This window comes from Bradyrhizobium sp. NDS-1 (genome assembly GCF_032918005.1).
GTDB lineage: Bacteria > Pseudomonadota > Alphaproteobacteria > Rhizobiales > Xanthobacteraceae > Bradyrhizobium > Bradyrhizobium tunisiense.
The window spans coordinates 1-22,055 of sequence record NZ_CP136628.1; the positions used below are offsets into that span (position 1 = coordinate 1).

Sequence of the window (22,055 nt, forward strand, 5' to 3'; positions counted from 1 at the left end):
ATGACAATGGAACAGGATCGCTGGTCACGCGTGAAGGGTCGGCTGCGCTCGAGCGTTGGCGAGGACGTTTACACGAGCTGGTTTGCGCGCATGGATCTGGAAGGCGTGCAGGACGAGAGCGTGCGGCTCTCGGTGCCGACCCGCTTCCTGAAGAGCTGGATCCAGGCCCATTATGCCGAGCGCGTGCTGTCGTGCTGGCAGGCCGAGATGCCGGAAGTGCATCGTATCGACCTCACGGTGCGTTCGGCCGTGCGCCCGCTGGCGCAGCCGAAGGAAGCCCCGGTGCCGGCCGAGACGCGCCGGGCACCCACGCCGGAGCTGCGCTCCACCGCGACTGCGCCGGTCTCGGCCAATCACGACGCGCTCGGCGGCTCGCCGCTCGATCCGCGCCTGACCTTCGCGAGCTTCGTCGTCGGCCGCTCCAACACGCTGGCACTCGCCGCCGCTCGCCAAGTTGCCGAGGGGCGTCGCGGCGACCCCGTGATGTTCAACCCGCTCTACATCCATGCCGGTGTCGGGCTCGGCAAGACGCACCTGCTCCAGGCGGTGACCTGGGCCGGCAATTCCGGCAACGAGCGCAAGGTGCTCTATCTCACGGCGGAAAAATTCATGTACGGCTTCGTCGCCGCGCTGAAGACGCAGACGGCGCTTGCCTTCAAGGAAGCGCTGCGCGGCATCGACGTGCTGGTCATCGACGACCTCCAGTTCCTGCAGGGCAAGTCCACCCAGGCCGAGTTTTGTCACACGCTGAACGCGCTGATCGATGCCGGCCGCCAGGTCGTGGTCGCGGCCGACCGGCCGCCCTCCGATCTGGAAAGCCTGGACGACCGCGTGCGCTCGCGGCTCGCCGGCGGCCTCGTGGTCGAGATGGGCTCGCTCGGCGAGGAGCTGCGCCACGGCATTCTCAAGTCGCGCGTCGCGGCGGCCCGTGCCCATCATGCGACGTTCGAGGTGCCCGAGGAGGTGCTGCTCTATCTGGCGCGCACCATCACCCACAATGGCCGCGACCTCGAAGGCGCGATCAACCGTCTGCTCGCGCACTCGAAACTCAACAACCGGCCCGTGACGCTGGAGATGGCCGAGCACGAGGTGCGCGACCTGGTCCGGCCGCAGGAGCCGAAGCGGATCAAGATCGAGGACATCCAGCGCGTGGTGGCGCGGCAGTATAATGTCAGCCGCTCCGACCTCCTGTCCTCGCGGCGCACCGCCAACGTGGTCCGCCCGCGCCAGGTGGCGATGTATCTCGCCAAGACGCTGACCCTGCGCTCGCTGCCGGAGATCGGCCGCCGCTTCGGCGGGCGCGACCACACCACGGTGCTGCACGCCGTGCGCAAGATCGAGGCCCTGGTCTCCAAGGACACCGCGCTGTCGGAGGAAGTGGAGTCGCTGAAGCGCCAGCTTCAGGAATAAACGCCTAAGGCGCTCCCGCCATTCTGCCGCCGCCCCGGCCTCGCCTGGGCGGCGGCTTCGTTTTAAGCTGTAAATCGTGGGGAACTAGGCCCCCAATCCCTTGAATCGGATGGCTTTCCGCGCCACCTTGCGCGACCCTGGCGGCTTTGGTCATATCGGTTGGATGACCCTGGCTTGACGGGGTCTTCGGTGCCGCGGCGGCTTTTCGACCGCCGGGCTTCTTCAACGTGATGTTTCCTTGGGGATCGGGCGAGTAGTGCAATGAAGGTTACGGTCGAACGCGCGCAACTCCTGAAGTCGCTGGGCCACGTCCACCGCGTGGTCGAACGCCGCAACACGATTCCGATCCTCGGCAACGTGCTGGTCCGCGCCGAGAACGCGAAATTGTCGCTGAAGGCGACCGACCTCGATCTCGAGGTGACGGAGACGCTGCCGGCGGAAACCGCGACCGCGGGCTCCACCACCGTGCCGGCGCACATGTTCTACGACATCGTGCGCAAGCTGCCGGATGGTTCGCAGATCGTGCTGGAGGCCGACGGCGACCGCGCCGTGCTGGCGATCCGTGCCGGCCGCTCGCGCTTCACGCTGCAGACCCTGCCCGAGAATGACTTCCCGGATCTGGCCGCCGGCGACATGTCGCATTCCTTCTCGCTCGCCGCCAAGGACGTCAAGCGGCTGATCGACCGCACCCAGTTCGCGATCTCCACCGAGGAGACGCGCTATTACCTCAACGGCATCTATCTGCATGTCGCCGGCACGCCCAAGGCCGCCACCCTGCGCGGCGTCGCCACCGACGGTCACCGTCTCGCCCAGCTCGATCTGGTGCAGCCCAAGGGCGCCGAGGGCATGCCGGGCGTGATCGTGCCGCGCAAGACCGTCGGCGAGGTGCAGCGCCTGATCGAGGACACCGACGCCGAGATGACGATCGAGCTGTCGCAGGCCAAAATCCGCTTTACGATCGGTAACGTCGTGCTGACCTCGAAGCTGATCGACGGCACCTTCCCCGACTACGGCCGCGTCATCCCGCAAGGCAACGACAAGGAGCTCGTCGTCGACAAGAAGGACTTTGAGAACGCGGTCGACCGCGTTTCCACCATCTCCAGCGAACGCGGGCGCGCGGTAAAACTGTCGCTGGCACCGGGCAAGCTGGTGCTGTCCGTGACCAATCCGGATTCCGGCAGCGCGACCGAAGAGCTGGAAGTCGAATACGCCTCCGACGCTCTCGATATCGGCTTCAACTCCCGCTATCTGCTCGACATCGCCGCCCAGATCGAAGGCGACGTCGCAACGCTCAGGCTCGCCGACCCGGGCTCGCCCACCCTGGTGCAGGACCGCGACGACAAGAGCGCGCTGTACGTGCTGATGCCGATGCGGGTGTGACGGGCGTTCTCTCGACCATCCATCGGAGCCGTAGGGTGGGCAAAGCTTGCGCTGTAGCTCGAAGAGCGAAGGCGAAAGCGTGCCCACCGTGCAGCGGCCCGGATCGCAGCGAAGCGTGGGCACGGCGCGCTCAGAGCGCGCCTTTACCCACCCTAAGGCATGCTCCCGAAGGGAGAGCGCGCCCATGACGAATAGCCCATGATTCCCTCCCGCATTCATCGCCTGACGCTGACGCATTTTCGCAATTATCGGGCGGCGGGGCTCGAGACGGCGGCTGACATGGTGGCGCTGGTCGGGCCGAACGGGGCGGGCAAGACCAATTGCATCGAGGCGATCTCGTTTCTGTCGCCGGGACGCGGCCTGCGGCGCGCGACGCTGGAAGACGTCGCCGATAACCAGGGCGACGGCTCCTGGGCGGTGTCGGCGCAAGTCGAGGGTGCGCTGGGATTGGCGACGCTCGGCACCGGCATCGATGCGCCCAAGCTCGACAACGCGGTGAGCCGGCGCTGCCGCATCGACCGGGAGCCGGTCAATTCGGCGACAGCTTTCGGCGACCACATCCGCATGGTCTGGCTGACGCCGGCGATGGACGGGCTGTTCATGGGCGCGGCATCCGAGCGGCGGCGCTTCTTCGACCGCCTGGTGCTCGCCATCGACAGCGATCATTCCAGCCGCATCTCCGCGCTGGAACGTTCGCTGCGCTCGCGCAACCGCCTGCTCGAAACTCGCAATTACGACGACCATTGGTGTGATGCGATCGAACGCGAGACCGCGGAGCTCGCGGTCGCGGTCGCCGCAACGCGCGGCCAGACCGCAGCAAAGCTGACCGGGATGCTGAATGCGCGCGCGCAGGCCTCCGCCTTTCCCTCGGCGCAAATCGCGCTCGACGGCTGGATGGAGAATGCGCTGCTCCAGGAGACCGCGACGTCGGTCGAGGACCGCTACCGTCAGATCCTGCGCGACAACCGTCCGCGCGACGCCATCGCCGGCCGCACCACCGACGGTCCGCATCTCACCGACCTTCAGGTGATCTATGCGCCCAAGAGCATGCCGGCGCGCGACGCCTCCACCGGCGAGCAGAAAGCGCTGCTGATCGGCCTCGTGCTGGCGCATGCGACGCTGGTGGCGGAAATGACCGGCATCGTCCCGCTGCTGCTGCTCGACGAGGTCGTCGCCCATCTCGATCCGAACCGCCGCGCCGCGCTGTTCGACGAGCTGAAGAGGCTCGGTGCGCAAGTCTGGCTGACGGGCGCGGACCCGGCGGCGTTCGCCGAGATCGGCGCCGGAGGCGAAGTCTTCGACGTCGAGAGCGGACAGGTCTCGGCCCGAAGGTAGACCGACGGGTTGAACCCGCCCAGTTTCATCAGCGACTAGCTGCTTGAGGCCGCGAGCAGCGGCCATCGCGCCGAATTCGGACACGCGCGATATTCTTGGAGCATGAGCATGACGACGGTGAGGCATGGGGTGCGAGCCCCGGCACGATGGCGGGTGTTTGCATACGGCCTCGTCCTGCTTGCGATGTGCCTGCTCGCGGCCAGCGCCGGCGCCTCGCTGCCGCATCTGTTTCCGACGACGCTCACGCTGGATTCGGATGCCAAGCTGCCCGCACCGACGCGCTACACTTATAGAGGAATCCACACCACGCTGATGCGGGGCGCCGAAGCGCCGCTCCGCGTCAGGCTGGACGCCACCGTGCCCGCAGGGCTCGGCGACGTCCTCGCCTTCTATCGCACCGAGCTTGAAAGGCTCGGCTGGCAGGAACAGCGTGATGACGCGGTGATCGGCGCCGACGACGTGCAGCTCGCCTTCGTCTCGCCGCTCGGGCCGGCAGCATTGAAACTCGCCCGCAAGGATTCCGGCACCTCGGTCCATCTCGTGCAGAAGAACGCGGCGACGGCGGCCAAAGCGAACGTCCTGCCGGAGCCCGGTCAGGCGAAGCTGGTGTTCAGCAACATCGGCGACAAGGAAGCCGTGCTCGAGATCAACGAGCAAACCATCCCGCGCCGGGCCGGGGCGAACGCGGTCGCGCTTGACCTCGTGCCCGGCAAATATCCCTACAGGCTGGGCGTGCCGGGCTATCCGGCCACCACGAACATCCTCACGGTCGCGGCCGGCGATACCTGGGAGCTCACGGTCGGGCGCGATGGTGACGCGTGGCCGCCGCTGCAGCTGTACTGAGCACTGCGTCCGTCGCAGCCATGGCGCCGGCCGGGCGCGCTTGTTGAACCTCTTCGGTTCCCACCGCGACTTCTCGTCTGAGGCCGCGCGCCGACGGCGACGCGGCCTGCCAACGCGCGAGGGCAGGACGACCCGCGCGACATCCAGGAGTTTTGACGATGCCGATGATCCGGCGCGGGGCGCAAGTCCCGGCAAAATGGCTGCTGCTTGCCTGCGGCATTCTCGTCATGGCGAGCACCTCGCGTCCGGCGGGCGCCGCAGACGAAGGCATCGTGGAGGTCCACACCCTGCCGCGGCTCGAGGGCGCGGTCGAGGACACCTCGCGCCCCGACAACCATCGCGTGATCTACACCGTGCCCATCGCACCGGCCGCCACATCGGACGCCACCAGGAAGCTGCTGAGCGCCGAGGGCTGGGTGCCCTATGTGTATCCGCTGGACGAGAAGAGCAGCACGCTGAGCTTCAAGAAGGGACGGCAGGGGCTGCGTGTCTCCTTCACGCAGGCGCGCGGGCGGCCCGACCAGTCCGCCGTATCCTACACGCCGAACCGGATCTATTCCAACGTGCCCTTCCCGGACGGCGCGACCGACCTCGTGTTCGACGAGACCCGGCCCTATCTCGGCTGCATCGTGCCCGGCGCGCTCGACGCCACCTCGGAGTTCTTTGCGAAGGAGATGGCAGCGATGGGGTGGCGCAAGCTCACGCCAGAGACCGCTTCGCGCTGGCCGAATGCGGATCTCGGCGAGGCCGTCCCGAACGGCATGCGCGTCTTCTACGATCATCCCGGCGGTGACACGACGCAGTTCTACAAGCAGAAACCGGTGATGCTCACCCTGACGCGCCGCGACGACGGCCGCACCAATGTCGAGATCAGGGTGGCGCCGTTCGCACTGCCCCAGGAGCTCGAGGCCGACGACGATATGGCCGGCCTGCCGCGCCCCAAGCCGACCAAGTCGGCGCGAGGCCTTGGTAGTGCGAGCTCCAACAAACGCGAGATGTCGGCCGCCGCGATGGCCGAGATGCCCGCCGTGCTCGCCTTCTATCGTCGCGAGCTCGCCGCGCGCGGCTGGCAGGAGGACGGTAACGCACCGCTCGCGCCCGGCGACGAGGTCGCGATCAGAATCTCGTCGGCGGAGGAAACCGGCGTGCTGCGGCTCGGCCGCAGATATGATTTCACCATGATCAGCCTGACTGCGCAGGTGAAGGAATCGGCGCTCGCGGCCCGCGCCAAGGCGAAGAAGGAGGCCGACGCGAGGTTCTTGGGCGATGCCTTGGGTGCGGCTCAGCAGCTCATCGCGGCGGATGAGGCCCGGCGCAAGTCGCAGGCGGCCTCGCTGTCGGACGCCCCGCTCACTCCGCTCGCCGACAGCAAGACGCCGGTGCCGCTACCCGAGAATGCGGAAGGCGTGAAGTTCGAAGGCGGCGACGGCCGGCTGGAATTCTCCTCGGCGTCGAGCGTGAAGGCGCTCAGCAGCTTCTATCGCACGGCGCTGAAGGGCTCGGGCTGGAAGGAGCAGCCCTCCGTCATCAACCAGCCCAACATGGCGGTGATGGCGTTCTCCAAGGGCGGCAAGTCGATCTCGATGACCGTGCTGCAGATGGGCCCGAAGGTGAGTGTCCGCGCCGACGGTTCGGGCCTGGTGACGGAAGCGGCCAAGCCTGCGGCCAGCACGGAGATGGAGGTGCAGGCCAAATCCTCCGAGCCGCTCAAGCCCGATTCTGAGTCCCAACTGCCCGTGCCGACGCAGCGTTCGTCGAAATCGTTTGCCACCACAAAGGTACCCGGCGGCGAGGGGCCGCTCCGCCAGGAGCTGACAGCCAGCATCCCCGCGCCGCTCCAGGACGTCCTCGCCTTCTACCGTGCCGAATTGTCCAAGCTCGGCTGGCAGGAGAAGGCCGACGGCGCGACCGTGTCGGCAGAACGCGCGCAGCTCCACTTCACCTCGCCGCAAGGCCCGGCTCTTCTCGTGCTCGGGCGCACCAAGGGCGAGACCACCGTCAGCCTGGCGCAGAAGAATGCGGATGTCGCTGCTAAGGCCGACATCATGCCGAAGGCGGGACAAGCGAGGCTCATGCTTGGCAACATGGGAGCAGCCGAGGCCTCGCTGACGATCAACAAGCAGACGGTGAAGATCGCGGCCGGTGCCGGTGGCCCGCGATCGCCGAAAGGCCCCATGCTCGATCTACCGCCAGGCAAGTATCCGTACGCGGTGCGCCTGCCCGGGCAGCCCGCCCGCACCGAGACCTTGACCGTTGCGGCCGGCGAGGCCTGGGGTCTACTGGTGGGCCCGGGCGGAGACGTGCTGCCGCTGCAGATGTATTGAGGCGCCATCGTCATGGCCGGGCATGTCCCGGCCATGACGACCTCTGATCAAGCCGCGCCAAGTTTGCCCGGGAACCAGCCTTCCCAAACCCGCAGAATCCACGCCTTTCGAGACCCGAAGCGGGCCTTCGAATCGGCCTTTTCGCAGGCCCTGGAATCGGCTTTCAAAAGCCTTGAAAACTCGCCCAAAAACCCTATCTGCTCAATGGGTTGCCAGAGGATACTTTGCGCTAGGCGCAATCCGTCTTTCGTGGCACAAATAACCTGCAAATCAGCGCCTTTTGCGCCGCTGATTCGGGCGACATCTCGAAGGCCTCTCATGACAGAACCTGCTCGGCAGCAAGCTGCCGAAAACGAGCCCTCCAACGCGAGCGAATACGGCGCGGAATCGATCCGCGTGCTCAAGGGTCTCGACGCCGTCCGCAAGCGCCCGGGCATGTATATCGGCGACACCGACGACGGCTCGGGCCTGCACCACATGGTGTACGAGGTCGTCGACAACGCAATCGACGAAGCCCTCGCGGGCCACGCCACGCGCGTCGACGTGATCCTCAATGCCGATAATTCCGTCACCGTGCGCGACGACGGCCGTGGCATCCCCGTCGACATCCACAAGGGCGAAGGGATCTCGGCGGCCGAGGTCATCATGACCCAGCTCCATGCCGGCGGAAAATTCGACCAGAACTCCTACAAGGTCTCCGGCGGCCTGCATGGCGTCGGCGTCTCCGTCGTCAACGCGCTGTCGAGCAAGCTCGGCTTGCGCATCTGGCGCGACCACAAGGAGCACTATATCGAGTTCGCCCATGGCGATGCCGTAGCGCCGCTCAAGGTCATCGGCGATGCGCCGGGCAAGCGCGGCACCGAGGTCACGTTCCTGGCCTCGAGCGAGACCTTCAAGAACATCGAATATGATTTCGCCACGCTCGAGCATCGCCTGCGCGAGCTCGCCTTCCTCAATTCCGGCGTCAACATCGCCCTCTCCGACATGCGTCACGCGGTCGAGAAGCGCGAGGAGATGCACTATTCCGGCGGCGTCGAGGAATTCGTCAAATATCTCGACCGCAACAAGAAGGCGATCGTGCCGGCGCCGATCATGGTGCGCGCGGAAGCCAACGGGATCGGCGTCGAGGCGGCTTTGTGGTGGAACGACAGCTACCATGAGAACGTGCTGTGCTTCACCAACAACATCCCGCAGCGTGACGGCGGCACCCACCTGGCCGGCTTCCGCGGCGCGCTGACGCGGCAGGTCAACGGCTATGCCGAGGCCAACGCGAAAAAGGAAAAGATCGCGCTGACCGGCGACGATTGCCGCGAAGGCCTCACCGCCGTTCTCTCGGTGAAGGTGCCCGATCCGAAATTCTCGTCGCAGACCAAGGACAAGCTGGTGTCCTCGGAGGTGCGCCCCGTTGTCGAGAACGTCCTCAACGAGGCGCTGCAGGCCTGGTTCGAGGAACACCCGAGCGAAGCCAAGATGATCGTCGGCAAGGTGATCCAGGCCGCGGCCGCCCGCGAAGCCGCGCGAAAAGCGCGCGAGCTGACGCGCAAGAGCCCGCTCTCGGTCTCCTCGCTGCCCGGCAAGCTCGCCGACTGCCAGGAGAAGGATCCGGCCAAGTCCGAACTCTTCATCGTCGAGGGCGACTCGGCAGGCGGCAGCGCCAAGCAGGGCCGCAACCGCGAATTCCAGGCCGTGCTGCCGCTGCGCGGCAAGATCTTGAACGTCGAACGCGTCCGCCCCGACAAGATGCTGTCGAGCGAGCAGATCGGCACGCTGATCACCGCGCTCGGCACCGGCATCAGCGACGAGTTCTCGATCGAGAAGCTGCGCTATCACAAGATCATCGTGATGACGGACGCCGACGTCGACGGCGCCCACATCCGCACGCTGCTGCTGACCTTCTTCTACCGGCAGATGCGCGACATCATCGACGGCGGCTATCTCTATATAGCCCAGCCGCCGCTGTATAAGGTCAACCGCGGCAAATCCGAGCAGTACCTCAAGGACGAGAGGGCGCTGGAGGATTATCTGATCGATACCGGGCTCGACGACTGCGTCTACATTCCAGGCTCCGGCGGCGATCGCACCGGGCGCGATCTGCGTTCGCTGATCGACGACGCCCGCGCCGTCCGCGGCATCCTGCGCAGCCTGCACAACCGCTACAATCGCAAGGTGATCGAGCAGGCCGCCATCACAGGCGTGCTGAACAAGGCGATCTACGGCGACCCGGAGAAAGCCGCCGCGGCCGCGCAATACATCGCCGCCCGCCTCGACACGCTCGCCGACGAGGTCGAACGCGGCTGGGTCGGCCAGTACGTCGAAGGCCAGGGATTCCAGTTCGAGCGCACCGTGCGCGGCGTCAAGGAAGCCGCAGTGATCGACGATGCCTTCCTGGGCTCGGCCGAAGCCCGCAAGCTCGACGAATACACCGTGAAGCTCCAGGACGTTTATGCTCGCCCCGGCAAGCTGCGGCGCAAGGACGTCGAGCACATGGTCTACGGCCCGGTCGACCTGTTCGAAGCGGTCACCGACGCCGGCCGCAAGGGCGTCACGCTGCAGCGCTACAAAGGTCTGGGCGAGATGAACCCGGAGCAGCTCTGGGAGACGACGCTGGACACCAATGCGCGCTCGCTGCTGCAGGTGAAGGTCAAGGAGGTCGACGAGGCCGACGACATCTTCACCAAGCTGATGGGCGACGTGGTCGAGCCGCGCCGCGACTTCATCCAGGAACATTCGCTCAGCGCGACGATCGATATCTGATCGCCCCTCAAGCTCGTCGCCCGGTCTCAGCCAAGCACTCGCTGCACCTGTCCCGCTTGCGGGAGAGGTCGACACGCTCGCAGAGCGTGGCGGGTGAGGGCTTTTTCCACATGGGGATTGTCCCATTGCGGACACACCCTCTCCCCCGCCCTCCCCCGCAAGCGGGGAAGGGCGCACATCGCCGTCCCGGCCACGAGCCCCATTGCACTCCAGGACACCCCTGAACCTCCCCCCTCGCGACCGCGACGAAGTGGCATGAACCCGTCGGCCATTCCGGCCGGGAAGCCCTCACGCCATGATCGCCTCCGCAACGACCAGTTCCACCGTGCCATCCCGCCGCCTCGGCATCATCGGCAGCATCGTCGGCGTGCTGGCGCTGATAGCGGCGGTGTTGCCGCATTGGGTCGTGCCGATCGTGTTTCCGCCGCCGCCGGCGGACAAGGTGATCGTCGACACCGGACAACGCCTCAAGGACCGCGTCATCGCCAAGGTGAAGGGCGTGGAGTATCAGGCTCCGAAGGTCGAAAAATCCACGGGGCGAAGCTGGAGCGAAACCGCGTCGGTCACCGCGATCTCGCTCGGCCTGCTTGCCATCCTGCTCTCGGTCCTTTCGCTGATCTTCAGGGAAGACCGGCTCCTCGCCGCCGTCGCCGCCACGCTCGGCACCGGCGCCATCGCGATCGAGATCTCCTTCTTCATGATCGGCGCGCTGATCCTGATCGCGATCCTCTATGTGGTGGGGAACATCATCGGGTTGCTCTAAAGGCCCCTTGATACAAGCTCCTGTCCTCATCCTGAGGAGCCCGCAAGGCGGGCGTCTCGAAGGATGGCCGCAGGCGATATAGGGGCCTGCATGGTTCGAGACGCGCGTTCCGCGCTCCTCACCATGAGGGACTAGCAGCCTGGCCGCAGCTCACGCACCGGCCACGAACCACCGCGAGCGCAATTGCTCCCGCGCTCGATTCTCTGTAGTTTCCGCCCCGAAACAGCCCACCAACAGGACAGCGAGAACCAAGTGGCGCCCATCCAATATATCGTCGAGGGCGGTCACCGGCTCTCGGGCTCGATCGAGCCGTCCGGCAACAAGAATTCGGCGCTGCCGATCATCGCCGCCGCGCTGCTCACCGAGCATCCGGTGACCCTGGAGAACGTGCCGCGGATCCGCGACACCGAAACGCTGGTCGAGCTGATCCGCTCGGTCGGCGCGTCGGCGGAATGGACCGCCCGCAATACGCTGCACATCCACGCCAAGAGCATCCGCGCCGCCGACCTCGACCCGGAGCTGTGCGTGCGCATCCGCGCCTCGATCCTGCTCGCGGGCCCGCTGCTCGCGCGCTGCGGCGAAGTGATGCTGCCGCCGCCCGGCGGCGACGTCATCGGCCGCCGCAGGCTGGACACGCATGTGCTGGCGCTGGAGCAATTGGGCGCAAAAGTCACGGCGACCGACCGGCTCGAATTCCGCGCGCCCAAACTCGCTGGTGCCGACGTGTTCCTGGACGAGCCGAGCGTCACCGCGACCGAGAACGCGCTGGTCGCGGCGGTCGCCGCGGACGGCGTCACCCATTTGCGCAACGCGGCCTCCGAGCCGCACGTGCAGGATCTCGCCAACTTCCTGGTCGCGCTCGGTGCGAAGATCGAGGGCATCGGCACCAACACCATGATCGTGCATGGGCCGGCAACGCTGGGGGAAGCGACCTATCGGATCCAGCCCGACCACATCGAGGTCGGCTCGCTGATCGGGCTCGCCGCCGTGACGCGCTCGCCGCTGCGCATCACGCGCGCCGGTGTCGAGCACCTGCGCTCGATCCGCATGGGGTTCGAGCGGCTCGGCATCGTCTGCCGCGTCGAGGGCGACGACCTCATCGTGCCGTCGAACCAGACGCTGAAAATCCAGGACGATTTCGGCGGCCACGTGCCGAAGCTGGAAGACCAGCCCTGGCCGGCCTTTCCCGCCGATTTGATGTCGATTGCGATCGTCACCGCCACGCAATGCGAGGGCGTGATCCTGATGTTCGAGAAAATGTTCGAATCGCGGATGTTCTTCGTCGACAAGCTGATCGCGATGGGTGCGCGCATCGTGCTGTGCGACCCGCACCGTGCGATCATCGCAGGGCCCAGCCGCCTGCACGGCGCGACCATGACCTCGCCCGATATCCGCGCCGGCATGGCCATGCTGCTGGCCGCCGTGTGCGCCCAGGGCACCTCCACCATCAACAACGCCGACCAGATCGAGCGAGGCTACGAGCGGATCGAGGAACGGCTCAATGTACTGGGTGCGAAGATCAAGCGCGTGCCGGAGCGAAAGGGCTGAGGTCCTGTTGAGGCAGAGGCGGCGAGGCGCACAGTATCGTAGGGTGGGCAAAGCGCAGCGTGCCCACGCATCTCTTGCAATATGAGATAGGTGGTGGGCACGGCGCTTGCGCGCCTTTGCCCACCCTACGGTACCGATCTAGCGGATAGATCCCCTCACCGTCTTGCGCTTGGGGCCATGTTTTCGTCGCGCGGCCGTGCTATTGAGCCCGCCATGCTCGACACCGTCCAACATCATTCGCAGCCGCAAGCCGGCGTGCCGCAAAACCATCTCGCGCAGGAGTTCGTCGAGACGCTGCGGCTGGCCGTGCCGCTGATGCTGACGCAGCTCGGGCAGATCGCGATGATTACGACCGATCTTGCCATGATCGGGCACCTCGGCGAGAGCGCGGTGGCCGCGGCGGCGCTGGCGCATACGGTCTATTTCGTCAACTTCACCTTCGGGCTGGGATTGATGTCGGCGGTGTCGCCGCTCGCCGCGCAGGCCTTTGGAGCTGGCGACGTCAAGCTGATCCGCCGCTCCTTGCGGGTCGGGCTGTGGGTCGCCTTGCTGATGTCGCTGCCGATGATGGCCTCGCCGCTCTATGGCGAGACAATCCTGCTCGCGCTGGGTCAGGTGCCGCAATCGGCCGCGCTCGCCCAGCGCTACCTGAATGGCCTCGCCTGGGGCATCGCGCCGGCGCTGGGCTTTATCGCGCTCCGCAGCATGATGAGCGCGGTGAACCGGCCGCAGGCGCCCCTGTGGATCACGGTCGCGGCGATCCCGATCAATGCCGTCCTCGTCTACGTCCTGATCCACGGTCTGTTCGGGCTCCCGGAGCTCGGCCTGTTCGGCGCGGGGCTTGCGACCACGCTGGTCAATCTCGGCACCTTCCTCGCCGCACTCGCCATTGCCGCCTGGCGCAAGCCGTTTTCGGACTATCATCCGCTCGCCCGTCTCTGGCGGATCGATTGGCCCTTGATGCGCCAGCTGATCGCGATCGGCGCACCGATCTCGTTCTCGCTGCTGATGGAATACGGCCTCTTCTCATCGGCAGCGCTGCTGATGGGACTGATCTCGACGACGGCGCTCGCGGCGCATCAGATCGCGCTGCAGGTCACGGCGGTGCTGTTCATGGTTCCGCTCGGCATCGGCATGGCCGCGACCGTGCGCGTCGGCCACGCCTTCGGCCGGGGCGAACCGGCGGCGGTGAGGCGCGCCGGGCTGGTCGCGACCGTGCTCGGAATCGCGCTGGTCTCCGCACTGACGATCGCGATCATTCTCGGCCGCTACCAGCTCGGCCGGCTGTTCTTCGGCAGCAGTGAGGCCGCCGCGGCAACCGTCGAGCTGACCGCGACATTGCTGGTGGTCGGCGCGACCTTCTTCATCGCCGACGGGCTCCAGACCATCGTTGGCGGCGCGCTGCGCGGCATCAACGACACCAAGATGACACTCGTGTTCGCGGCGATCGGCTATTGGTGCATCGCCTTTCCCATCGCCTGGGTGTTGGCTTTCCACACCGGACTGGGCGCGATCGGCGTCTGGGTCGGATTCTCGGTCGGGACATTTGTCTATGCCGGTCTTCTGATCTTGCGCTTCCGGATGCTGACGCGCAGATTGGCGGGATGATCGGAATTGCCCGCGAAGTCACACCTGAGGTCGACACCAATGCGCTGCTATCAGGCGCGCAGTTCGCCGACGCGTTTCGCGTCGAGATCGGCGCAGCGCACGTGAATGCCCGCGAGGCCTGCACCCGGATGGTGCTGCACGGACCGCGCTGGATCGATGCGCTGCTGCGCCTGCGCCATATTCTGGTGTCGCCGTTCGGCCTGAAGACATCCGGTGAAGGTGCGCCGGCACCGGGCGGATTGATCGGCCTGTTTCCGGTGCTGAGCGAAACGCCCGAGCGGCTGGTCGCCGGATTCGACGATTCTCACCTGGATTTTCGCATTGTCGTCGACGTGACGGGCGATGCGGCGAGCCGCCGGGTGACCTCGACCACGCTGGTGCGGACGCATAATCTCCTCGGCCGGACCTACCTCACCCTCATCATGCCCTTCCACAAGCTCGTGGTCCGCAGCATGATGGGACGGATCGTCGAGCCCGCGCGCTAGCTCATTCGGCGACCCGCGCCGGCTTGTCCGCCGCTGCCTCCGACCATTCGCCGACGACGCGGTCGAGATCGCAGAGATTCTGGTGCATCTGCTCCAGCGAGAAACCGAGCGCGAAAAAGCGTTCGGCGGTGTCGCTGGGCTGGCCGCGGATCAGGCCATCGTGACGGACGGCGGCGACGGCCTCGGCATAGTGCTGGAGCGCGACATGGACGGGATGGATCGGCGGCGCGCCGGCGCCTTCGCGCAAGGCGCTGGCGGCCGAACGCAGGAAGCGCGCGATCACCATCGAAACCTCGGTCAGCGGACCTGCGAGCCGCGTCTGCACGTTGGCCGGCAGCGGCACCACGGTGGCGCGGCCGATCATCACGACGTCATGGCGCAGCCTCAGGATGGTTCGCAGCAAGGGGCCAGTATCCGGACCGCTCGACAGGCGCGCGGCGCGCTCGCGCTCGGCTTCGGAGCCGATCGCATTGAGGTTGACCATGGCGCTGCCGATGCCGTCCTGGATCCGGTGCAGCGCATCGTTGTCGCGGCCGCGGGTGAGGCCCGCGAGCAGCTCGGTGAAGGCATCGGCGATCAGCTCGAGCAGTTTCGCCGCGCTGGCGCGGATCTGCCGCACCGCGCGTGACGGCAGCACCAGGAAGGAGACGACGAGGCCGGTGATGGCGCCGACCGCGACCTCGCTGACGCGGTCGATTGCCGACGTCAGGGGATCGGAGTGATGCATGGTCGGAACCAGCAGCACGATCACGGCGGTCACGGTGGCCGCACTCAGGCTCGGATTGATCGCAGCGATGAAAGCGAGCGGGGCGACCGACAGCACCAGCAATCCCAGTAGCCCGGCTTCGCTGGAATAAGGGATCAGGATCGCGATGGCACCGCCATAGATCGCGCCGCCGATGGTGCCGAGCATGTAGTCACGCGTCGCCTTCAGCGAGCGGCCGACGCTCATCTGGGTCACGATCAGCGAGGTCAGGACCGCCCAGAGCGGCAACAGCAGATGCAGCGCGGTGGCGAGCGCATAGGCCGCGACAGCCGCAACCGTGACCCGGATCGCCAATCCGAGTTGCGTCCGCCGCGACCTGATCCGGTCGAACATCTGCCTTGCGCGCGTCATGCGGAATATCCCGATCCTCTTGAGCCGGGCAAAAGCATGGCTGATGCCCACGGCCGCAAGGCCGCTTGAAAGGCCAAATCAGCCCGCCTAACTTGCGCGCCAAAACGAGGAAACACGATGGCTCACGAAACCGCAACGCTTGCCGCCTATGTCTTCAACCTGAAGTACCAGGATATTCCGGCAGAGGTCTTGGATCGCGCAAAAGTGCTGACGCTGGACTTCCTCGGCAGCGCGATCCGGGCAAGGCGCGAGGCGGAATCGACCCCGTCGATGCTGAAAATGCTGGAAGCGCTGGCCCTCGACACCAAGGGTGAATCCACCGTGTTCGGCGATGCCAAGACCTGGACGCCGGCGGTCGCCGCGCTGCTCAACGGCGCGCTCGGCCATTCGCTCGATTTCGACGATACCCACGCCGATTCCTCGCTGCATCCGAGTGCACCGGTGGTTCCGGCCGCCTTCGCCGTCGGCGAGATGGTCGGCGCCTCCGGACGCGATGTCTTGACCGCGATCGTGGCGGGTTACGAGGTCTGCTGCCGGCTCGGCAATGCGCTCGATCCCACTTCGCATTATGCGCGCGGCTTCCACCCGACCGCGACCGCCGGCACCTATGGCGCGGCAGCCGCCGCCGGAAAGCTGTTCGGCCTCTCCGAGCAGCAGCTCATCGCCGCCTTTGGCGTCTCCGGCAGCCAGGCGGCAGGCTCGCTGCAATTCCTGGTCAACGGCGCCTGGAACAAGCGTTACCAGGTCGGCGCCGCCGCGATGAACGGGGTGATCGCCGCGACGCTCGCCCGTAACGATTTCGTCGGCTCTGCGGAATCGGTCGAGGGCAAGCACGGCCTGCTCGCCGGCTATACCGACGACGCGCATCCGGACAAGGCCGTCGCCGAGCTCGGCAAGACCTACGAGACCATGAAGATCGGCGTAAAGCCCTATCCGAGCTGCCGCTACACGCACGCCGCCATCGACGCGCTGATCGCGATGCGGCGCGAGCACAATCTGACACCCGACCAGGTCAAGCGCGTCGAGATCGGGCTGCACCGCAACGGCATCACCCTGACCGGCGATGCCGCCACCAAGCGGCATCCGACCTCGATCGTCGGCGGCCAGTTCTCGATGTTCTTCACCGGCGCTCTCGCGCTCGACCAGGGCTCGTTCGGCTGGGACGATTACAGCCGCCTTGGTGACAGCGCGATCGACGCGCTCGCCGACAAGTTCGACGTGGTGCAGGACGACCGGCTCGAGATCGGCCGCACCCATCCGTTCGGCGCGCGCGTCAGCATCATCACGGAGGACGGCGTGCATGAGCGGCTCTATGCCGATCCCTCCGGTGAGCCCAATTCGTTCCCGGATGCTCAGGCGATGCAGCAGAAATTCCTGACCTTGGCACGGCCGGTGCTGAACGCGCGCGCGGAGAAATTCGCGGATGCGATCATGGCACTGGAGCGGTTCGAGCGCGTGGCGCAGGCGACGGAATTGGGAAGGTAATTGGATTCCAGCCGCGCAGGCGGTGCACCCTCGCCCCTTGTGGAATAGGGTGGATGCGCGAAGCGCAGCCGGGTGAGGGGTTCTCTCCGCGAATCCGACTCTCATTTGGATGCGCGGAGAGATACCCCTCATCCGGCGCTTCGCGCCACCTTTTCCCACAAGGGGAGAAGGGAAGAAGAGGCGGCGCTGCGCCTCGCTGCAATCAATTCACTCCCGCTATCTTTCCCTTCCCGCGCGTTGCCGCCACCACGTCGCGCACGAGATCGAACACGCCGTCGGCCTGCGGCGGTCCGTTCGGCGAGCGTCCCATCCGCACGATCACCAGCTTCTCCGAGGGGATGACGATGGTGTATTGCCCGATCGTACCCTTGGCGAAGAAGGCATCGCGCGGCCAGCCGTGCTCCACGCGAAATGACGCGCCAAAACTGTCGCCCTGGTTGGTCCAGAAACCGGCGCCGATGCCGACCCACGCGTTCGGTGTCGGCGAGGCCGTGTAGTTCACCCATCCCTCGGGCAGGATGCGCTTGCCGCCGGCGACGCCGTCGTCGAGATAGAGCTGGCCGAAGCGCGCCCAGTCGCGCGCCGATGCCAGCATTTCGCTCGAGCCCTCGATCGTGCCCGAACCATCGAGCTGAAGCGTGACATGGCGCATGCCGAGCGGGGCGAACAATTCGCGGCGCGCGAAGCGGAGCGCATCCGCGGGATTTCCGCCGGCAGCATCGCGGATCAGACGCGAGAGGATGAGGGTGTTGCCGTCATGATAATTCCACGCCGTGCCGGGCGCGGTCTTGAGCGGGGTGCTCGCGGCATAGGCCGCCATGTCAGCCTCCACGAACTTCATCCGGTTGACTGGCTCGAAGACCGAGCCAAGCGAGGCCTCCAATGAACTGCCGAGCGCAAGGCCCGCGGTGTGCCGCAACAATTGATCGACGGTGATGGCATGACGTGGATCATCCGGATTTGCCCAAGCCGCGACCGGCGCGGGCCCGTCGAGCTTGAGTCTGCCCTGGCGCACCAGCACACCTGTCAGCGCCGAAATCACCGATTTCGTCATGGAGAAGCCGAGCAACTGTGTCTCCGGTCCGATGCCGTCGGCGTAGCGCTCGGCGATGACGCGGCCGGCCTTCATCACGACGATGGCGCGGGTGCGGCGGTGAGGCGGCTGTGCGGATTCGGTGAAGGCCTTTTCGAGCGCGACAGCCAGCTCCCGGGTTTGCGCCGACACGATCGCAGGACCGGCGATTTCGGGCAGCAATGCCGGCGGCCTGTCGTCGGCGGGCGACACCGCCACATCGGCAAGTGCCGCGCCATGGTCGAGCGTGCAGCCGAGACCTTCGCGATAGACGGCATGGCTGCGGCCAATGCCGAACAGCGTCACCGTGACGTCCTTGCGGACGCGGTCGACCCGGTAGTCCATCGCCCAGGTAATCAGACCGGTCCCGGGCATGGCATCGGTGGTCTCGACAAAGTTGCGCCGGGGGTCGAGGCCGGAGACGAACGTTTCCGAGCACAGGATGCCGGCGACGAAGCCGGTGGCGACCCTGGGCACATCGCGGGCCCGGGCGGCGCCGAGCGCAAGGCCGGCGCAGACGATGGTGGTGGCGAGGAGGACGATCTTGCGGCGGCGGGTCACGGGCTTTCTCCGGCTGGGAACATGGCGGGAGGAAGCGGCACGCGGACGGTGGATGCTCACCGGATTTGGAAATCGGCCTGCCTGAAACCGCAGCGCGCTGGCCGATTCCAAAATATTGCTGCGGTTACAGAGGTTTAAAACCTAGGCTGCGTTCACCTTGAGGCGCCGGTACTCGGTCGGCGTCACGCCGGTCACGGCCTTGAAGGCGCGGTTGAACGGCCCCAGCGACTGGAAGCCCGCATCCATCGCGATGGTGATGACGGGGACCTCCGCCTGGACGGGATCGGCCAGCGCGGCCTTGGCCTCCTCGATCCGGTGGTTGTTCAGGAACACATTGAAGTTGCGGTAGCCGAGCCGCTGGTTGATCAGCCGGCGCAGGCGATATTCCGGGATTTTCAGCCGGCCAGCGAGCACCCCGATGGTGATGTTCTCGTGGCGATAGATCCGCTCGTCCGCCATCAAGCGCATCAGGGCGTCGATAAGCTTTTGGTCGGCGGCATCCTCGGTCGCAGGTTGACTGGAAACAATCGGTGGTGCGGGCTCCGCTGTGGCCGGAAACAGGTCCGCTCCGTCCACGCGCATCATGGCATAGACGATCGCCGCAACGGTACAGGTGAGCGCGCCCGCATTGACGGTTTCGGCGACATCGCCGACGTGGTAGCCGGCGGCAGCGATCTGGAGCACAGCGTTCAGCCCGCCATAGAGCGCGATGGCGCAGACGATGAAGACGCGAGCGCTGCGGCGGCGCTCGACCAGGTCGGCCGGCCAGGAGGCGATCATCTTCCCGACCGCAAGCGCGATGAAACCGAGCACGATCAGATTGACCACCGTCACCGAGAATCGCACATGGCCGCTGGGCGCAATCCAGACGCAGCCTGCGAAGCTGAATGCCGTCACCAGCGCCCAGATGCATCCGTGCCACCAGCGAAGGCGAAACTCGTCGTCGAACAGGGATCGTGTGAACAGCCAGAACACCACGATGGTGCCGGTCGACAACGCGACCAGCGGTGCGTGCAGGATCGGGATCGGTGACGTGACATCCACCGAATAGCTCGCCGCATGCGCGGCCGAACCGAGGGCAAAGGCGATGGCGAGACGGGCCGCCAGCACGTTGCGGAAATCGGAGACCAGCGACGCAGCCAGCATCAGCAGCAACGCCACGCTGGCGGCGCGGAAGGCGAGCTCTGTTGCCGCAAGGGTCATCGGGTGATGCGATCGGTCGCGGTTGACATCAACCGAACATCCTTCGTCAGACGGCGCTTTTCAAGATGGATCCATATCAGAGAAACCATCACCCGCCCCTGTTTCCGGATTTGGTCTCGCCGATATCGCGCGATGACGGCAAATAGACCGTCGCGGCGTTGCGGCGGCGTCGCGACGGGGCCGTCAAATCCCGTTAAGATCGCCGCAATAGAGAAGGAATTCACCATGAGCTGGCAGCCCTCGAACGATCCCGTGCTCGGCGATCCCATGTCCTGCGATGCGCTCGATCTCGTCATCGTGCCGCGCACGCGCGATCTCGGCGACGGATTCGCGGTGCGGCGCGCGCTGCCGCATGGCAAGCGGCAGATGGTCGGGCCGTTCATCTTCTTCGACCATTTCGGACCGGTGCAGTTCGTCTCCGGCAAGGGCATGGACGTGCGGCCGCATCCGCATATCGGGCTCGCCACCGTGACCTATCTGTTCGACGGCGCGATCATGCATCGCGACAGCGAAGGCAATGTCCAGGAGATCGCGCCGGGCGCGATGAATTTGATGACCGCCGGACGCGGCATCGCCCATTCCGAGCGCACGCCGGAGGCGCAGCGCGCCTCGGGCCAGAAGATGCTTGGCCTGCAGAGCTGGATCGCGCTGCCGGCCGGATCGGAGGAGATCGCACCATCATTCCAGCATTACGGCGCGGGCGATTTACCGATGATCTCCGAGCGCGATTTTACCGCGCGGGTGATCGCGGGTTCGACATTCGGCATCACCTCGCCTGTCACCATGGTGTCGCCCTGGTTCTACACCGAGGTTACGGCGGTGGCGGGTGCGAGCGTGCCGCTCGACCCCGACCATGAGGAGCGCGCGATCTACATCGTCGACGGCGAGGTCGAGATCGCGAACGAGCGCTACGAAGCGCCGCGCCTCTTGATCTTCCGGCCCGGCGATCGCATCACCGTGAAGGCGCTCAAGGCGACGCGGATGATGTTTCTCGGCGGCGATGCGCTGGAAGGGCCCCGCCACGTGTGGTGGAATTTCGTCTCTTCCAGCAAGGAACGGATCGAGCAGGCCAAGCAGGACTGGAAAACCGGCCGCTTCGCGGCAGTTCCGCAGGAACATGAGTTCATTCCGCTGCCGGAATAGGCTAATCCGGCTTCCGGCGGCGTCATCCGACGCGGCCGGATGTCCCGCGCGAAGGCTTTGCCGATGACCACCATGCTCTCCAGCGACCTGCCCCTGACCAAGATCGGACGCGGCAAGGTGCGCGATATCTACGACGTGGATGGCGACCGCCTGCTGCTCGTCACCACCGACCGCATCAGCGCTTTCGACGTCGTGATGGGCGAGACCATTCCGATGAAGGGCGCGGTGCTGACTCAAATGAGCGCCTGGTGGTTCAACGAGCTCGAAGGCGTGGTGCCGCATCACATGATCAGCGCCGATACCGACGCGATCATCGCGGCCGTGCCGGCCTTGAAGCCGCACCGCGCCGAGATTCTCGGCCGCGCCATGCTGTGCAAGCGTACCACGGTCTTCCCGATCGAATGCGTGATCCGCGGCTATCTCTCGGGCTCGGCCTGGAAGGAGTACGCCGCGAGCGGCACGCTGGCCGGCGAGACGTTGAAGGCCGGTCTCGTCGAGAGCGAGAAGCTCGAGCCTGCCATCTTCAGCCCGGCGACCAAGGCCGAGAGCGGCCATGACGAGAACATCACCATCGCGAAAATGCGCACCGTCGTCGGCGACGAGGTCGCCTACACGCTGGAGAGCATGACGCGCGCGATCTATACACTCGGCGAGGAGCTGGCCCGCGAGCAGGGCATCATCATCGCCGACACCAAGTTCGAGTTCGGCCGCGACAAGGACGGCCGCATCATCCTGATCGACGAGGTGATGACCCCGGATTCCTCGCGCTTCTGGGCAGTCGACGCCTACAAGCCCGGCCAGCCGCAAGCGAGCTTCGACAAGCAGCCCCTGCGCGACTATCTCGACGCCGAGCGCCGCGCCGGCCGCTGGAACGGCGACGCCCCGCCGCCCCCGCTGCCGGCGAGCGTAGTGGACGCGACCAGCAAGCGATACCTCGAAGCTTACAGGCGCGTGACGGGGAAAGAGCTGAAGATTTAGGCTCGGCTATCGGGTCTCACGTCCTCATTGCCGTCCTGGCTCGATA

Annotated in this window: 17 protein-coding genes; 13 read left to right on the forward strand and 4 right to left on the reverse strand. The window is 66.2% G+C overall.

What is annotated here, in order from left to right; all coding sequences use genetic code 11:
• The 10 genes from dnaA (at nucleotide 1) to RX330_RS00050 (ending at nucleotide 14,450) form a co-directional block, all read left to right on the forward strand.
• Nucleotides 1-1,410, forward strand: a complete 1,410-nt coding sequence (gene dnaA / locus RX330_RS00005; RefSeq protein ID WP_317241633.1) for a chromosomal replication initiator protein DnaA — start codon at nucleotides 1-3, stop codon at nucleotides 1,408-1,410.
• A 261-nt stretch (nucleotides 1,411-1,671) separates the two neighbouring features.
• On the forward strand, nucleotides 1,672-2,790 hold the full coding sequence (gene dnaN, locus RX330_RS00010; protein ID WP_212083518.1) for a DNA polymerase III subunit beta: 1,119 nt from the start codon (nucleotides 1,672-1,674) through the stop codon (nucleotides 2,788-2,790).
• Between the two features lie 198 nt (nucleotides 2,791-2,988).
• A complete protein-coding gene (recF, locus tag RX330_RS00015) occupies nucleotides 2,989-4,125 on the forward strand; it encodes a DNA replication/repair protein RecF (RefSeq protein WP_317241634.1) in 1,137 nt (378 codons plus the stop codon).
• A gap of 108 nt (nucleotides 4,126-4,233) precedes the next feature.
• On the forward strand, nucleotides 4,234-4,968 hold the full coding sequence (locus tag RX330_RS00020) for a hypothetical protein (protein WP_317241635.1): 735 nt from the start codon (nucleotides 4,234-4,236) through the stop codon (nucleotides 4,966-4,968).
• A gap of 158 nt (nucleotides 4,969-5,126) precedes the next feature.
• The gene (locus RX330_RS00025) at nucleotides 5,127-7,292 is read left to right on the forward strand and encodes a hypothetical protein (protein ID WP_317241636.1); all 2,166 of its coding nucleotides are present in this window, start codon (nucleotides 5,127-5,129) and stop codon (nucleotides 7,290-7,292) included.
• 318 nt (nucleotides 7,293-7,610) lie between these two features.
• On the forward strand, nucleotides 7,611-10,046 hold the full coding sequence (gene gyrB / locus RX330_RS00030; RefSeq protein ID WP_212083504.1) for a DNA topoisomerase (ATP-hydrolyzing) subunit B: 2,436 nt from the start codon (nucleotides 7,611-7,613) through the stop codon (nucleotides 10,044-10,046).
• Between the two features lie 295 nt (nucleotides 10,047-10,341).
• Nucleotides 10,342-10,809: a hypothetical protein gene (locus RX330_RS00035; protein WP_317241637.1), complete on the forward strand. Its 468-nt coding sequence runs from the start codon at nucleotides 10,342-10,344 to the stop codon at nucleotides 10,807-10,809.
• Between the two features lie 252 nt (nucleotides 10,810-11,061).
• Complete coding sequence (gene murA / locus RX330_RS00040) at nucleotides 11,062-12,357, forward strand: UDP-N-acetylglucosamine 1-carboxyvinyltransferase (protein WP_317241638.1); 1,296 nt, start codon at nucleotides 11,062-11,064, stop codon at nucleotides 12,355-12,357.
• Between the two features lie 213 nt (nucleotides 12,358-12,570).
• Entirely contained in the window at nucleotides 12,571-13,965 is a 1,395-nt protein-coding gene (locus RX330_RS00045) for an MATE family efflux transporter (protein ID WP_317241639.1), read from the forward strand.
• Nucleotides 13,962-14,450 carry a DUF2867 domain-containing protein gene (locus RX330_RS00050; RefSeq protein WP_212083496.1) on the forward strand — a complete coding sequence of 163 codons (489 nt, stop codon included), beginning with the start codon at nucleotides 13,962-13,964 and terminating at the stop codon, nucleotides 14,448-14,450. The genes RX330_RS00045 and RX330_RS00050 overlap by 4 nt, the downstream gene beginning before the upstream one ends.
• Before the next feature lies 1 nt (nucleotide 14,451).
• On the opposite strand, the gene RX330_RS00055 is transcribed toward RX330_RS00050, so the two are convergent.
• A complete protein-coding gene (locus RX330_RS00055) occupies nucleotides 14,452-15,567 on the reverse strand; it encodes an FUSC family protein (RefSeq protein ID WP_212083487.1) in 1,116 nt (371 codons plus the stop codon).
• A gap of 117 nt (nucleotides 15,568-15,684) precedes the next feature.
• On the opposite strand from RX330_RS00055, the gene RX330_RS00060 reads away from it, so the two are divergent.
• Entirely contained in the window at nucleotides 15,685-17,052 is a 1,368-nt protein-coding gene (locus RX330_RS00060) for an MmgE/PrpD family protein (protein ID WP_317241642.1), read from the forward strand.
• 202 nt (nucleotides 17,053-17,254) lie between these two features.
• Here RX330_RS00060 and RX330_RS00065 read toward each other — a convergent pair whose 3' ends face one another.
• The 3 genes from RX330_RS00065 to RX330_RS00075 form a co-directional block, all read right to left on the reverse strand.
• Complete coding sequence (locus RX330_RS00065; RefSeq protein WP_317241643.1) at nucleotides 17,255-18,685, reverse strand: serine hydrolase domain-containing protein; 1,431 nt, start codon at nucleotides 18,683-18,685, stop codon at nucleotides 17,255-17,257.
• Nucleotides 18,686-18,826: 141 nt separating this feature from the next.
• Nucleotides 18,827-19,888 (reverse strand): helix-turn-helix domain-containing protein, encoded by a 1,062-nt coding sequence (locus RX330_RS00070; protein WP_317241644.1) that lies wholly within the window; start codon nucleotides 19,886-19,888, stop codon nucleotides 18,827-18,829.
• Complete coding sequence (locus RX330_RS00075; protein ID WP_317241645.1) at nucleotides 19,885-20,115, reverse strand: hypothetical protein; 231 nt, start codon at nucleotides 20,113-20,115, stop codon at nucleotides 19,885-19,887. The genes RX330_RS00070 and RX330_RS00075 overlap by 4 nt, the downstream gene beginning before the upstream one ends.
• Here RX330_RS00075 and RX330_RS00080 point away from each other — a divergent pair.
• Together RX330_RS00080 and RX330_RS00085 are read left to right on the forward strand one after the other, a co-directional pair.
• Nucleotides 20,114-21,031, forward strand: coding sequence for a pirin family protein (locus RX330_RS00080; protein WP_212083478.1), 918 nt, complete (start codon nucleotides 20,114-20,116; stop codon nucleotides 21,029-21,031). The two genes, RX330_RS00075 and RX330_RS00080, sit on opposite strands and share 2 nt — an antisense overlap.
• Before the next feature lie 63 nt (nucleotides 21,032-21,094).
• Nucleotides 21,095-22,009, forward strand: coding sequence for a phosphoribosylaminoimidazolesuccinocarboxamide synthase (locus tag RX330_RS00085; protein WP_317241646.1), 915 nt, complete (start codon nucleotides 21,095-21,097; stop codon nucleotides 22,007-22,009).
• Nucleotides 22,010-22,055 lie beyond the last annotated feature (46 nt).

What these genes read in the sequence shown, in the direction of transcription:
- RX330_RS00080 (WP_212083478.1), top strand. Translation starts at nt 20,114, where the DNA reads ATGAGCTGGCAGCCCTCGAACGATCCCGTGCTCGGCGATCCCATGTCC.
- RX330_RS00070 (WP_317241644.1), bottom strand. Translation starts at nt 19,888, where the DNA reads ATGACCCTTGCGGCAACAGAGCTCGCCTTCCGCGCCGCCAGCGTGGCG.
- RX330_RS00085 (WP_317241646.1), top strand. Translation starts at nt 21,095, where the DNA reads ATGACCACCATGCTCTCCAGCGACCTGCCCCTGACCAAGATCGGACGC.
- recF (WP_317241634.1), top strand. Translation starts at nt 2,989, where the DNA reads ATGATTCCCTCCCGCATTCATCGCCTGACGCTGACGCATTTTCGCAAT.
- RX330_RS00055 (WP_212083487.1), bottom strand. Translation starts at nt 15,567, where the DNA reads ATGACGCGCGCAAGGCAGATGTTCGACCGGATCAGGTCGCGGCGGACG.
- RX330_RS00025 (WP_317241636.1), top strand. Translation starts at nt 5,127, where the DNA reads ATGCCGATGATCCGGCGCGGGGCGCAAGTCCCGGCAAAATGGCTGCTG.
- RX330_RS00035 (WP_317241637.1), top strand. Translation starts at nt 10,342, where the DNA reads ATGATCGCCTCCGCAACGACCAGTTCCACCGTGCCATCCCGCCGCCTC.
- RX330_RS00050 (WP_212083496.1), top strand. Translation starts at nt 13,962, where the DNA reads ATGATCGGAATTGCCCGCGAAGTCACACCTGAGGTCGACACCAATGCG.
- gyrB (WP_212083504.1), top strand. Translation starts at nt 7,611, where the DNA reads ATGACAGAACCTGCTCGGCAGCAAGCTGCCGAAAACGAGCCCTCCAAC.
- RX330_RS00075 (WP_317241645.1), bottom strand. Translation starts at nt 20,115, where the DNA reads ATGGTGAATTCCTTCTCTATTGCGGCGATCTTAACGGGATTTGACGGC.
- RX330_RS00060 (WP_317241642.1), top strand. Translation starts at nt 15,685, where the DNA reads ATGGCTCACGAAACCGCAACGCTTGCCGCCTATGTCTTCAACCTGAAG.
- RX330_RS00020 (WP_317241635.1), top strand. Translation starts at nt 4,234, where the DNA reads ATGACGACGGTGAGGCATGGGGTGCGAGCCCCGGCACGATGGCGGGTG.
- dnaA (WP_317241633.1), top strand. Translation starts at nt 1, where the DNA reads ATGACAATGGAACAGGATCGCTGGTCACGCGTGAAGGGTCGGCTGCGC.
- RX330_RS00045 (WP_317241639.1), top strand. Translation starts at nt 12,571, where the DNA reads ATGCTCGACACCGTCCAACATCATTCGCAGCCGCAAGCCGGCGTGCCG.
- dnaN (WP_212083518.1), top strand. Translation starts at nt 1,672, where the DNA reads ATGAAGGTTACGGTCGAACGCGCGCAACTCCTGAAGTCGCTGGGCCAC.